General features: G+C 69.6%; 11 protein-coding genes and 1 pseudogene. 7 read left to right on the top strand and 5 right to left on the bottom strand.

The genetic code is table 11. The features are described from left to right. Positions 1 to 6 precede the first annotated feature (6 nt). Positions 7 to 3,642 carry a cobaltochelatase subunit CobN gene (cobN, locus tag ON33_RS11045; protein ID WP_040857961.1) on the bottom strand — a complete coding sequence of 1,212 codons (3,636 nt, stop codon included), beginning with the start codon at positions 3,640 to 3,642 and terminating at the stop codon, positions 7 to 9. Between the two features lie 233 nt (positions 3,643 to 3,875). On the opposite strand from cobN, the gene ON33_RS38140 reads away from it, so the two are divergent. The 3 genes from ON33_RS38140 (at position 3,876) to ON33_RS11060 (ending at position 6,343) form a co-directional block, all read left to right on the top strand. After that, positions 3,876 to 4,196: a hypothetical protein gene (locus ON33_RS38140; protein WP_157184477.1), complete on the top strand. Its 321-nt coding sequence runs from the start codon at positions 3,876 to 3,878 to the stop codon at positions 4,194 to 4,196. A 243-nt stretch (positions 4,197 to 4,439) separates the two neighbouring features. Further along, positions 4,440 to 5,639: a precorrin-3B synthase gene (cobG, locus tag ON33_RS11055; protein ID WP_040857963.1), complete on the top strand. Its 1,200-nt coding sequence runs from the start codon at positions 4,440 to 4,442 to the stop codon at positions 5,637 to 5,639. Between the two features lie 152 nt (positions 5,640 to 5,791). Then, on the top strand, positions 5,792 to 6,343 hold the full coding sequence (locus ON33_RS11060) for a hypothetical protein (protein WP_040857965.1): 552 nt from the start codon (positions 5,792 to 5,794) through the stop codon (positions 6,341 to 6,343). Here the strand turns inward: ON33_RS11060 and ddaH are convergent. Continuing rightward, positions 6,312 to 7,184, bottom strand: a complete 873-nt coding sequence (gene ddaH / locus ON33_RS11065) for a dimethylargininase (RefSeq protein ID WP_245550474.1) — start codon at positions 7,182 to 7,184, stop codon at positions 6,312 to 6,314. The genes ON33_RS11060 and ddaH overlap by 32 nt on opposite strands. 156 nt (positions 7,185 to 7,340) lie before the next feature. Here ddaH and ON33_RS11070 point away from each other — a divergent pair, with 156 nt between their 5' ends. The 4 genes from ON33_RS11070 to ON33_RS11085 all read left to right on the top strand — a co-directional run bounded on the left by ON33_RS11070 (position 7,341) and on the right by ON33_RS11085 (position 10,796). Next, on the top strand, positions 7,341 to 7,778 hold the full coding sequence (locus ON33_RS11070) for an Lrp/AsnC family transcriptional regulator (RefSeq protein ID WP_040857970.1): 438 nt from the start codon (positions 7,341 to 7,343) through the stop codon (positions 7,776 to 7,778). 130 nt (positions 7,779 to 7,908) lie between these two features. Beyond that, the gene (locus ON33_RS11075; RefSeq protein WP_040858190.1) at positions 7,909 to 8,544 is read left to right on the top strand and encodes a precorrin-8X methylmutase; all 636 of its coding nucleotides are present in this window, start codon (positions 7,909 to 7,911) and stop codon (positions 8,542 to 8,544) included. Beyond that, positions 8,541 to 10,214, top strand: a complete 1,674-nt coding sequence (cobJ, locus tag ON33_RS11080; protein WP_040857972.1) for a precorrin-3B C(17)-methyltransferase — start codon at positions 8,541 to 8,543, stop codon at positions 10,212 to 10,214. The genes ON33_RS11075 and cobJ overlap by 4 nt, the downstream gene beginning before the upstream one ends. 36 nt (positions 10,215 to 10,250) lie before the next feature. Beyond that, complete coding sequence (locus ON33_RS11085; protein ID WP_040858192.1) at positions 10,251 to 10,796, top strand: PadR family transcriptional regulator; 546 nt, start codon at positions 10,251 to 10,253, stop codon at positions 10,794 to 10,796. Positions 10,797 to 10,803: 7 nt separating this feature from the next. Here the strand turns inward: ON33_RS11085 and ON33_RS11090 are convergent, their stop codons facing one another. The 3 genes and pseudogenes from ON33_RS11090 to cynR all read right to left on the bottom strand — a co-directional run. Then, complete coding sequence (locus ON33_RS11090; RefSeq protein WP_040857974.1) at positions 10,804 to 11,550, bottom strand: cobalt-precorrin-6A reductase; 747 nt, start codon at positions 11,548 to 11,550, stop codon at positions 10,804 to 10,806. Beyond that, complete coding sequence (locus ON33_RS11095) at positions 11,547 to 12,131, bottom strand: DUF8020 domain-containing protein (protein WP_245550475.1); 585 nt, start codon at positions 12,129 to 12,131, stop codon at positions 11,547 to 11,549. Before ON33_RS11095 ends, ON33_RS11090 begins: the two co-directional genes overlap by 4 nt. A gap of 230 nt (positions 12,132 to 12,361) precedes the next feature. Continuing rightward, positions 12,362 to 13,225 (bottom strand): annotated as a pseudogene (cynR, locus tag ON33_RS11100) (transcriptional regulator CynR); the annotation flags it as partial. Between the last annotated feature and the right edge of the window lie 22 nt (positions 13,226 to 13,247).

The raw sequence follows: 13,247 nt of genomic DNA on the forward strand, positions 1-13,247 counted from the left end.
ATTCGATTACTCCAGTTCGCCTTCGGTTTCCAGATAGATCTGCCGCAACCGATCCAGCGTTTCGTTTTCGGGCTGTTCCCAGAGTTTCCGTTCCGCCGCTTCCAGCAGCCGCTCCGCGATACCGTGCAGCGCCCAGGGATTCGACTGCTCCATGAACTTCCGATTGGTCTCGTCGAAAACATAGGATTCGGCGAGCTTTTCGTACATCCAGTCGGCGACCACATTCGTGGTGGCGTCGTAGCCGAACAGATAGTCGACGGTGGCGGCCATTTCGAACGCGCCCTTGTAGCCGTGCCGGCGCATGGCCTCGAGCCAGCGCGGATTCACCACGCGCGCCCGGAACACCCGGGTGGTCTCCTCGGACAGGGTGCGGGTGCGCACCGCGTCCGGGCGGGTGCTGTCGCCGATGTAGGCCTCGGGGTTCCTGCCGGTCAGCGCGCGCACCGCGGCGACCATGCCGCCGTGGTACTGGAAGTAGTCGTCGGAATCGGCGATGTCGTGCTCGCGGGTGTCGGTGTTCTTGGCCGCCACCGCGATTCGCCGGTACGCGGTGCGCATGTCCTCCGCGGCGGGGGCGCCGTCCAGGTCGCGGCCGTAGGCGAAACCGCCCCAGGCCGTGTACACCTGGGCCAGATCATCGTCGGTCCGCCAGCTCTTGGAGTCGATCAACTGCAGTAGGCCGGCACCGTAGGTGCCCGGCTTGGACCCGAAGATGCGGGTGGTGGCGCGACGTTCGTCGCCGTGCTCGGCCAGGTCCGCCTGCGCGTGGGCACGCACGAAGTTGGACTCCGCGGGCTCGTCGAGACCGGCGGCCAGGCGCACAGCATCGTCGAGCAGCGCGAGCACGTGCGGGAAGGCGTCACGGAAGAAGCCGCTGATGCGCACGGTCACGTCGATGCGCGGCCGGCCCAGCTCCTCGAGCGAGATGGCCTCGAGGCGAGTCACCCGGCGGCTGGCCTCATCCCAGACCGGCCGCACGCCCAGCAGCGCGAACACCTCGGCGATATCGTCGCCGGAAGTGCGCATGGCCGAGGTGCCCCACACCGACAGGCCCACCGAGCGCGGGTACTCGCCGTGGTCGGCGCGGTATCGCTCGAGCAGCGAATCCGCCATGGCCTGACCGGTTTCCCAGGCCAGCCGCGACGGCACCGCCTTGGGGTCGACCGAGTAGAAGTTGCGACCGGTGGGCAGCACATTGATCAGGCCGCGCAGCGGCGAACCGCTGGGCCCGGCCGGAATGAATCCGCCGTTGAGCGCGTGCAGGATTCGCGCGATCTCCACCCCGGTCTGCCGCAGCCGCGGCACCACCTCGGTGGCGGCGAAGCCCAGCACCTTGCGTACCTCGACCAGCCGGACCGGGACCTCGGTGAGGCCGGCCGCCTCGGCGAGCTCCCCGCCGAGCAGGGTCTCGGTGATCGCGTCGATGGAGTCGACGTCCCAGTCGACCTCCTGCATGCTCAGTACCAGTTCACGCGCCAGCGTCTCGAACGCGTCGACCCGCTGACGGACCTCATCACCGGATTCGCTGAGCCCCAGCGCTTCTCGCAGGCCGGGCACATTGACCTCGCCGCCCCACAGCTGCCGGGCGCGCAGCATGGCCAGCACCAGGTCGACCTCGGCCTCCCCCGCCGGGGCCTGCCCGAGAATGTGCAGGCCGTCGCGGATCTGCACGTCCTTGATCTCGCACAGCCAGCCGTCGACGTGCAACAGCATGTCGTCGAAGGATTCCTCGTCGGGCCGCTCGGTCAGGCCCAGATCATGGTCCATCTTGGCCGCGCGCATGAGCGTCCAGATCTGCTGGCGGATGGCGGGCAGCTTGCCGGGGTCGAGGGCGGAGATGTTGGCGTGCTCGTCGAGCAGCTGCTCCAGACGCGAGATGTCGCCGTAGGTTTCGGCGCGCGCCATGGGCGGGATCAGGTGGTCGACCAGGGTGGCGTGAGCGCGGCGCTTGGCCTGGGTGCCCTCGCCCGGGTCGTTGACCAGGAACGGGTAGATCAGCGGCAGGTCGCCGAGGGCGGCGTCGGTGCCGCAGGAGGCCGACATGCCGAGGGTCTTGCCCGGCAGCCACTCCAGATTGCCGTGCTTGCCCAGATGCACCACGGCGTCGGCGGCGAAACCCTCCGGCGCGGCCAGCCAGCGGTAGGCGGCCAGGTAGTGGTGGCTCGGCGGCAGATCCGGGTCGTGGTAGATGGCGACCGGGTTCTCGCCGAAGCCGCGCGGCGGCTGCACGATGAGCACCACATTGCCGAAACGCAATGCGGCGATGACGATCTCGCCCTTCGGGTCCACGGACCGGTCGACGTAGAGCTCGCCCGGCGGCGGCCCCCACGCCTCGATCACGGCGTCGCGCAGATCCGCCGGCAGTGTCTCGAACCACTGCGTGTACAGGTCCGCGCCGATGCGGATCGGGTTGCCTTCCAGCTGTTCGGCACTGAGCCAGTCCGGGTCCTGCCCGCCCGCGGCGATGAGCGCGTGGATCAGCGCGTCGCCGTCGGCCTGCTCCAGTCCCGGGATCTCCCCCGGCGAGCCGAGATCGTAACCGGCGAGCCGCATTTCGTTGAGCAGCCGGATGGCGCTGGCGGGGGTGTCCAGGCCGACCGCGTTGCCGATGCGGGCATGTTTGGTCGGGTACGCCGACAGCACGAGGGCGATCTTCTTGCGCTCGGCCGGAATGTGCCGCAGGCGCGCGTAGCGCACCGCGATGCCCGCCACCCGGGCCGCGCGCTCGGGATCGGGCACGTAGGTCGACAGCCCGTCGGCGTCGAACTCCTTGAACGAGAACGGGACCGTGATGATGCGCCCGTCGAACTCCGGCACCGCCACCTGGGTGGCGACATCCAGCGGGGACAGGCCGTCGTCATTGGCCTCCCACTGCTCGCGGCCGCTGGTCAGGCAGAGTCCCTGCAGGATCGGCACATCCAGGTCGGCGAGGGCGCCCACATCCCACGCCTCGTCGTCGCCACCGGCCGACGCGGTCGCGGGCTTGGTGCCGCCCGCCGCCAGCACGGTCACCACCAGGGCGTCGGCCGTGCGAAGTTCCGCCAGCAGTTCGGGTTCCGCGGTGCGCAGCGAAGCGCAGTAGACCGGCAGCGCTCGCGCGCCCTTGTCCTCGATGGCCGAGCACAGCGCGTCGATGTAGCCGGTGTTCCCGGCCAGATGCTGGGCGCGGTAGTACACCACCGCCACCGTCGGCGCGTCCGCGGCGACCGGGCGCGAATCGCGTTCCAGCGCACCCCAGCTCGGCATCTCCACCGGCGGCTCGAAGCCGTGCCCGGTGAGCAGCACCGTGTCGGACAGGAAGTTGTGCAGTTGCAGCAGGTTTCGCGGGCCACCCGCCGCCAGGTAGTTGTGGGCGTCGGCCGCCACGCCGCCCGGCACCGTCGAGCACTCCATGAGCTCGGCGTCGGGCGCGATCTCACCGCCGAGCGCGACCATCGGAATACCGCTGGCGCGCACCGTGTCCAGCCCGGCTTCCCAGGCGCGCTTGCCGCCGAGAATGCGCACGATCACCAGCTCGGCGCCCTCGAGGAGGGCGGGCAGGTCCGCGGGCAGCAGGCGCGCGGGATTGGCGAGCCGGTACTCGGCGCCGCTCGCACGCGCGCTCAGCAGGTCGGTATCGGAGGTGGACAGCAGCAGGATCACAGGTTTCAGGCCTTCCTAGGGTGACGCGCCCAGCACGGTTCGGCGCCCGCCGGGAAGGTCTGACTGTCACAGTGGCGCGACCGCACCGGAATTGCACCGGATTCTTCCGTTCGACGAGCTCGCCGATGCTATCGCGCCCGGTCCGGCGGGCCGGTACCGCGCCCGGATCACAGTGCGGCAAAGGCTGCTCTGCATCCCTGGGAGACCGACCAGTCGACGCGTACGCTGCCGTTATGCCAACCACTCCGGGATGGGTCAGGCGGAATCGCTTTGCTGCCTGGTCGGGATACTTTTGCGCGCTGGTTGCCTTCGCAACGCTGGCCATGGCCCTCACCGCCGCCGGCTCCGGCCACACCGAGTGGGCCATGCTCGCCGGCATCATCTGCGCCGCGACCATCCTGTTCGGCCTCACGGTCATGACGACGACCGTCCACCGCGACCATGTCGACCACCACAACGTGCCCAGCCTCCTCAACGACACCTGGGAGACCACTCCCGGCTTCGCCCGCCGCCGCGGCGCTCCCCAGGCCATCGAACCCCGACGGATGCGCTGACCCACCCGAACCGACCCAACCCACCACCAGAATTCCGGGGCCCACCGCCCCGGAATTCCGCTGTTCGGCGGAAGGCGAACTGCCGCTCCGCAATCTGTGCTCTCAGTTCCGCGAGGGGCGACACTTCGTAACACATGCTCAGATTGCAATATCTCCAGATGTGGATACGTGTGACTGGAAGAGTGGCCTTCCCCTGGCCGGTGGGTGCTCGGCCTCGGCATCCTCCGTAGGCTGGGGGGCGTCATGACGCGAACCGATCCCGATTCCTGCCCGGGCGTACTGCGCCTGCACCAAGCGGCCGATGGTCCCCTCGCTCGCATCCGGGTGCCGGGTGGACGCCTCTCCCCCGAGCAATTGCAGGACCTGGCCGCCGCGGCCGTCGATCTGAGCGACGGCAATATCGAGCTCACCTCCCGCGGCAACGTGCAGTTGCGGCAGGTGCGGGATGCGGCGGCGCTCACCGAGCGGTTGACCGGCGCGGGCCTGCTGCCCAGCGCGACCCACGAGCGGGTGCGGAACATCGTCGCCTCGCCACTATCCGGGCGGATCGGCGGGTGGACCGACGTGCATCCCCTGGTTCCGGCCCTCGACGGGGGCCTGCGAGCCCATCCGCGGTTGGCCGAGCTCCCGGGCCGGGTGCTGTTCACCCTCGACGACGGCCGCGGCGATGTCAGCGGCCTGGGCGGGGACATCGGGGTGCACGCGCTCGACGAGAACACCTACGCACTCCTGTTGGCGGGCAACGACTCCGGCATCCGCGTCTCCCCCGCCGATGCGGTCGATCTCATGCTGGCCGCCGCCCACGGTTTCCTGGAACTGCGCGACGGCCAGTGGCGGTTGCACGAGATACCGCAGGGCAGTGCCCGGCTCACCGATCACCTGCTGGCGGCCCGTCCGGACCTCGACGCGTCCGGCGACCCCATCGAACTGCCGGTGCGCCAGGACATTCCGATCGGCTGGCTGAATCAGGACGACGACAAGGTCGCGCTCGGCGCCGGCGTCCGTCTCGGCTCCCTGCCCGCCCGCACCGCCGAATTCATCGCCGCCGTCGAGCGTCCGGTATTCCTCACCCCGTGGCGCAGCCTGGTCCTTGCCGATCTCGACGAATGGATGGCCGAGCAGGTGGTCCGCGTCCTGGCCCCCATGGGCCTGATCTTCGACGCCAACTCGCCCTGGCTGCTGGTCAGCGCCTGCGCCGGCCGTCCCGGCTGCGCGAAGTCCCGCACCGATGTCCGCGCCGACGCCTCCGAGGCCGTCGACACAGGCCGCGTAGTCCCCACCGGCGCACCGCAATTCGCCCGCGAGGGCCTCGACGCCGACGACATCGTGGCCGCCGGCCGCCAGCACTGGTCCGGCTGCGACCGCCGCTGCGGCCGCCCCAAGGGCGCGGTCACCGACATCATCGCCACGGTCGACGGCTACCGCATCGTCCCCGCCGGATAACCCCGAGGGCTGCTGCCGAGCGCTCGGCAGCGCGCCCGCTCTCGGCCCCGTTCCGCACCCGGCCCGCGGAACACGCCGGTGCGGGCGTCGAGGAAATCGGCGCACAGTGGGTTGTCCATGGCAGCGGCCGGCATCGGAGACGGGAGGCGGTCATGGCTGTGCCGAAGCTCAGCGATGAAGAGATCGCGGCGATGTCGGACGATGAGCGTCGGGAGTTGATCCGGCGGCTGCAGCCGCCACCGGAACGGTTGCTGCCGCGGCCGGAGGTGGTGCGGGTGCATCGGCGGGTCCGGTTGGCGCTCATGGTCGGCGGCTGTCTCGCCCTGATTCCGTGGATCGTCTACCTGGGGTTCTCGCTACCGGCGGAGTACAACGCGCACAACTGGTCGCTGGCCTGGATCGGGTACGACATCGTGCTGGTGCTGATGATGGCCACCACCGCCTACCTGGGCTGGAAGCGGCGGGTGGCGCTGCTGCTCCCGGCCTTCGGCACCGGGCTGCTCCTACTCGTGGACGCCTGGTTCGACATCGTGACCGCCGACGCCCGGGACGTGTGGGTGTCGGCGGGCACGGCGATCATCGGTGAGATCCCGCTGGCGCTGCTGCAGATCACCGGTGCGATCCTGCTGCTGCGCTTTCTGATCCTGGCGCATCCGCTGCACGACCCGGCGATCAATCCGTTCCGGACCCGGCTGCCGTTCTGACCGGGTGCAATTCGAGCGTGCAGCACTTCACGCTGCCGCCGGCCTTGAGCAACTCGGACAGGTCGACCCCGACGGGCCGATAGCCGCGTGCCCGCAACTGCTCGGCCAATCCGGTGGCCTTCTCGCTGAGGAAGACGTGGTAGCCGTCGCAGACGCCGTTGAGGCCCAGCACGTTCGCGTCCTCCTCCTCGGCGATCACCGCGTCCGGGTACAGCCGTGCCAGCAGCCGGGCGCTGGGCCCGCTGAATGCGCCCGGGTAGTAGGCGATGGTGTCGTCGAGCACCATGAGCGCGGTGTCGAGGTGGTAGAACCGGGGGTCGACCAGATCCAGTGAGACGACGGGCAATCCGAAGAAATCCGCCACCTCCTGATGCGCGCGGGGGGCGCTGCGGAATCCGGTCCCGGCGAGGATGCGATCGGTGACGATGGCGAAATCGCCTTCGCCCTCATTGGTTTCGGACGCGGCGGCCACGGTGGCGAAACCGCGGTCCGCCATCCACCGGTGGTAGGCCGGACCTTCTTCCGCGCGTTCGGGATTGGCGAAGCGGGCCGAGAGGGCCCGGTCCCCGAGCACGAGCCCGCCATTGGCGGCGAACACCATGTCGGGAAGTCCGGCGACGGGCTCGATGACCTCGACCCGATGCCCGTGCGCCACGTAGATGGCGCGCAGCCCGTTCCACTGGGACAGGGCCAGGGCGCGGTTCACCGGTTCGGAGGTATCCATCCAGGGGTTGATGGCGTAGGTGACGTCGAAATGTTCCGGGCGGCACATGAGGAAGCGGCGGGGAATGGGCCGGCGGGCGGCGGGATCACGGGCGGGCAGCGTGGCTACGGACGTCAACGAGACTCCCTCGGAAGCGGCGTGGACGGGGTTGACCTGACGGTAAATGGCGTACCGTTGCGCTAGAAATAGCGAATTGTTGCGTTGATATCGACTTGCTCGGTGATTCATTGCGCGACACCGAGGCATACGCATCATTGCGAGAAGGGGGCGACCGTGGACGAACTCGATCGGCGGATCCTGGCGCATCTGCTGAAGCACGCGCGTGCCTCGTTCCAGGACATCGGCTCCGAGATCGGCCTGTCCGCGCCCGCGGTCAAACGCCGGGTCGACAAGATGGTGGCGGGCGGGCAGATCACCGGCTTCACCGCGGTGGTGAATCCGGCGGCGCTGGGCTGGCGCACCGAGGCGTATGTCGAAGTCTTCTACCGCGACAACATCTCCCCGGCGGAGCTGCGCCGCAGCCTCGAACCCATCCCGCAGGTGGTCGGGGTGTGGACCATCGCCGGCGAGGCCGATGCGCTGGTCCATGTGATAGCCACCGATATGGCCGAGATCGAGGCGACCGTCGAGCGGATCCGCGAGAACGCGCGGGTCGGGCGCACGCGCAGCAATATCGTCATGTCCCGGCTGCTCGAACGGCCTCGCACGTGATCCGGCCCGGTTGCCGAACGGTCCACTGTGGCAGCTGAACCCCGCCGTGACGCGGCGTGAACCCGGGCCCGGGATGACGGCACGCGACCCGCTCAGCATGGCTCCGACGGCGAAATCTAGGGTGGACACCATGTCCGACGTGCGTGCCAGCTACCTCAGAGACGGGGCCGAGATCTACCGGCGCTCGTTCGCGACCATCCGGGCCGAGGCCGATCTGGCCCGGTTCCCGGCGGACGTGTCGCAGGTGGTGGTGCGCATGATCCACGCCTGCGGGCAGGTGGATCTGGCCGGTGACGTCGAGTTCAGCACCGATGTGGTGGCCAAGGCGCGGGCCGCGCTGCAGGGCGGCGCGCCGATCCTGTGCGATGCCAAGATGGTCGCCTCGGGCGTGACCCGCAAGCGGCTGCCCGCCGGCAACGACGTGCTGTGCCTGCTCGACGATCCCCGGGTGCCGGAACTGGCCGCCCGCATGGACAACACCAGATCCGCTGCGGCGCTGGAACTCTGGAGCGACCGGCTCGACGGCGCGGTGGTGGCCGTCGGCAATGCGCCGACCGCCCTGTTCCATCTGCTCGACATGCTGGACGCGGGCGCGCCCCGCCCGGCCGCCGTGCTCGGCATTCCGGTCGGATTCATCGGGGCCGCGGAATCCAAGCAGGCCCTGGCCGAATACGGCGGCGTCGAATTCCTGACCGTGCGGGGCAGGCGGGGCGGCAGCGCCATCACCGCCGCCGCCCTCAATGCGATTGCGAGCGAACAAGAATGAGCAAGCTCTGGGGTGTCGGGCTGGGACCCGGCGATCCGGAACTGGTGACCGTGAAGGCCGCGCGGGTCATCGGCGAGGCCGACGTCATCGCCTTCCACAGCGCCCGGCACGGCCGCAGCATCTCGCGCGCCATCGCCGCCCCGTACATGCGGGCAGATCAGCTCGAGGAGCACCTGGTCTACCCGGTGACCACCGAGACCACCGATCACCCGGGCGGCTACCAGGGCGCGATCGACGAGTTCTACGAGGGCGCGGCCGCCGCACTGGCCGAACACCTTTCGGCGGGCCGCACGGTCGCGCTGCTCGCGGCCGGTGACCCGCTGTTCTACAGCTCGTTCATGCACATGCACCGCCGCCTGGCCGGCCGCTTCGACACCGAGATCATTCCCGGCGTCACCTCGGTCAGCGCCGCCTCCGCGGCCCTCGGCACCCCGCTGGTGGAGGGCGAGCAGGTGCTGACCATCCTCCCCGGCACCATGCCCACCGAGGAACTCACCCGCCGCCTGCGCGAAGCCGACGCCGCCGCCATCATGAAGCTCGGCCGCACCTATCCCGGTGTCCGCCAGGCCCTCTCCGACTCCGGCCGCCTCGCCGACGCCTACTACGTCGAACGCGCCAGCTCGGATCGGCAGCGCGTGCTGCGCGCGGCCGACGTGGACGAGGCGAGCGTGCCGTATTTCGCCATCACCGTCGTGCCCGGCCCCACGCCCGCCACCCGCATTCCGCTGACCGTCGCAGCCGAGGACCAGCTCAGCCGGACCGGCACGGACAGTGCCCTCGCCGCGACCGCTACCCAGGCCGGATCGACTGCGGCGGAGGAGAATTCGGCTGGTGGCAGCGGCGTGATCGTCGCCGGCGCATCCGCGACGGGGACCGCCTCCGTCATCACAGCCGACGCGGAACCCGCTGTGGCGCAGCCGGGGTCGGTCGGCGAAGTCGTAGTCGTGGGCCTCGGGCCCGGGTCGGCGGGCTGGACCACGCCGGAGGTGCGGGAGGCGCTGGCCGAGGCGACCGACATCGTCGGGTACACGACGTATGTGAATCGGGTGCCGGTACGGGCCGGGCAGCGGCGGCATGCCAGTGACAATCGGGTCGAGTCCGAGCGTGCGGGAATGGCTTTGGACATGGCCAAGCAGGGGGCGAAGGTCGTGGTCGTGTCGTCCGGGGATCCGGGCGTGTTCGCCATGGCGGCGGCGGTGATCGAGGAGTCGGCGGATCCGCAGTGGCGGGAGGTGCCGGTGCGGGTGCTGCCCGGGGTGACCGCGGCGAGCGCGGTGGCGAGCCGGATGGGCGCACCGCTGGGGCACGACTTCGCCATGATCTCGCTGTCGGATCGGCTCAAGCCGTGGGAGACGGTGGCGCAACGGATTTCGGCGGTGGCGTCGGCGGATATGGCGTTCGCCGTCTACAACCCGGCGTCGTCGCAGCGCACCTGGCAGGTGGCCGCCATGCGGGATCTCGTGCTCGAGCATCGCAAGCCGCAGACGCCGGTGGTGATCGGCCGCGATGTGGGCGGCCCGGCCGAGTCGGTGCGGGTGGTAACGCTGGCGGAGCTGGATCCGACCGAAGTGGACATGCGGACCCTGTTGATCATCGGTGCGTCCACCACCACGGTGTTCGACGCGGCCGGTGGGCCGCGGGTGTTCACGTCGCGCCGCTATGGAGATTAATATTCCACTGTAGAACGTAGGCTGGAAGGAGTGCCGGTGCCTGAAGACAATGCTCGACGCCCGCTCAACTCGACGGCCGCGTCCCTACTCGGATTCCTACACCAGGGCGAAATGTCCGGATGGGATCTGGTGGCGCTGGCCCAGGACCGCATCGGCGACTTCTGGACCATCACCCAGAGCCAGGTCTACCGCGAGCTGGCCACCATGCACCAGCACGGGCTGCTGGAGAAGGGTGCGGCCGGCGCTCGCGACCGCACCCCCTACCGGATCACCGAGGACGGCCGGGAGGCCTTCGCCGAATGGATCGCCCGCGATCCCGGCGCGGAGACCATCCGGGTCCCACTGCTGCTGACCCTCTCCTTCGGTGAATTCATCGACCTCGAGCGGCTCGAACGCATTGTCGCGGCCAATCGCACGGTCCACGAGCAGCGGCTGTCCGGCTACCTGTCGGGTCACGACGAGCAGCGCATGTCGCCCTACGAGCGGGCCACCCTGGATTTCGGCATCCGCTACGAGCGCGCGGTACTGGAGTGGTTCGATCGGCTGCCGGAGCTGCTCGACCGCACCAGCCGCCTGTCCTGAGCGCGGACTAGCGCCCGGCTCCGCGCCGGGCGCGCAGCCAATCCCAGGCCGCCGCAACGGTCTCCACCCGCTCCGCACCCTCTGGCAGCGCCGGCCGATCGATCATCACCACCGGGATGCCGAGGGCACGCGCGGCGGTGAGCTTGGCCTCGGTGAGCGTTCCTCCGCTGTCCTTGGTCACCACGACGTCGATGTCACGCCCGGTCAACAGTGCGATCTCCTCGTCGACGCCGAAAGGCCCACGGGCGAGCAGCAATTCGTGATTCACCGGCACCGCGCCGTCGGGCGGGTCGATGGCACGGATCAGGAACCAGGCGTCCGAGTGCGCGAACGCGGCCACCCCTTGGCGGCCGATGGACAGGAAGACTCGTTTACCCAGGGCCGCGGCGGCTTCCGCCGCGAGGGCCAGATCCGGTACACGCATCCAGCGGTCGCCGGGCCGCTCGGTCCATCCCGGCCGCCGTACGTGCAACACCGGGAGTCCGACAGCACCGGCCGCGGCGGCGGCGTTGGCGGTGATCCCTCCGGCGAACGGGTGTGTGGCATCGACCACGGCCTCGATCCCGTTGTCGCGCAGCCACTCCCGCAGTCCGTCGATCCCCCCGAATCCCCCCAGGCGCACCTCGCCGACCGGTAGCACCGGCTCGCGCACACGCCCGGCGAGCGAGGACACGATCTCGAATCCTCGCTCGCCCGACGCGACGTCGGCGAGTTCCCGGGCTTCCCGGGTGCCGCCGAGAATCAGGGTTCTCAGGGCTGCCCGCTGAAGTAGGCCGAGCCCGAGTCGATCAGCGGCTGTCCGCCGACGATCAGCAGGCCGATGATGGCGCCGGGGATCGCGCCGATGCCGAACAGGAAGGCGCCCAGGATGCCGCCGATGATGCCGCCCAGCGCGGCGTGCTGCAGCTGGCCGAAGAAGTCCGACTGCGAGTCGATGTCCTTGGCGGTCGACACCGGCGCGGAGACCGGGGTCAGCGTCAGCTGGGTGCCCGCGCTGTCGATGGCGGCGGTGAGCCCGTACTGCTTGCCGGCCAGGGTGCCGTTCAGCGGCACCTGGGTGACCACGTCACCGGCCTGGTTCTTCAGGAACACGGTCTGGCTCGCCGCGTCCAGGCTGAACCGGCCACCGGTCACCTGGGTGACGATGTCGTTCGCGTCGGTGAGCGCCACGTTGTAGTCGACGCCCTGCTGGGTGCCGTGCAGCGCGGACGGGGACTGCTCCACGGCCGGCGCCGGGTCGACGGGGACGGCGTAGCCGGTGCCCGCGGCGATACCGGTCGAGGCGGCGGCGATGAACGCGGTGGCCACGAACTTTGTGTACTTCATGGAAGTCATGGATCTCCAAATAGTCCGAACGAACCCGATAACAATCGGGTCACGGCCGTTTACCCTACCGTTGAGCAACGTACGTTTCACTCTGAATGCCTCGCGCGCTGAGCCGCTTTCGGGCCAGTGGCCCATTTGCGCAGTGCTTGCGGCCACGTCGGCCCCGGTGATGACCCGCGAATGTCGGGCGCGAAGGGTGGACAGGAGTTGGGCAGCGGCCCGGGCTGGGCGGCACTCCAGTCCTGCGCGAGCCCGCAGAAGGCGCGCGTGGCCGCGGTCCGATAGGCGTTCTCGCGGCACAGCAGGACCGCGATTCGCGTCGGCAGCGGCGGATCCAAGGCCACGGCCCTCAGCCGCGCATGCTCGCGTGCGATGCCGTCCGGCAGGATCGTGGCCAGGTCGGTGAGCTGCACCGCCTCAATGACGGCGTGAATCGAGTTGGCCTCCAACAGAATTCGCGGACCCACCCCCTGCTCGCGAAAATAGGCGTCGATGTGCAGCCGGGTGACGAACTCGCGATTCAGCAGCGCGAGATCGTATTCGGCGAGTTTCGCCGCGGGCAGACGTGAGCGCCGGCTCCGGCGATCCGCTGTGACCACGCTCAGCGTCTCGGTGAACAGCGTGGCGGCCTCGATACCGGGCAGATGGCCGCCCGCGAACCCGATCCCGACGTCGATGTCGTCGGCGAGCAGTCCGGATTCGATGACGTCCTGACTGGTTTCACGAATGTCGAGGGTGATGCCGGGATGACGGGCCCGCAGTTCGGCGATGAGCGGTCCGATCAGATACGCCGCGAAAGTCGGCGTATAGGCCGGCCGCAGATGACCGCGAGTCAGATCCTCGACATCATGAACGGCCCGATCAGCCGCATCCAACTCGGCCAGCGCCAGCCGCGCGTGCCGCGCATACACCTCCCCCGCGTCGGTGAGCCGCACCGCGCGACCGGTTCGATCCAGCAGCGGCGCCCCCACCAGCCGCTCGAGCTGCCGAATCTGCTGCGAGAGCGTCGGCTGCGAAAGATGCAGATCCTCGGCCGCGCGAGTGAAGCTGCCATGCTCGGCCACGGCCAGCAAATACCGCAGATGACGCAGCTCCGGGGACACCCTCCGACTGTAGACCCAGCCA

The organism is Nocardia niigatensis NBRC 100131, from assembly GCF_000308655.1.
In the GTDB taxonomy this organism is placed as follows: domain Bacteria; phylum Actinomycetota; class Actinomycetes; order Mycobacteriales; family Mycobacteriaceae; genus Nocardia; species Nocardia niigatensis.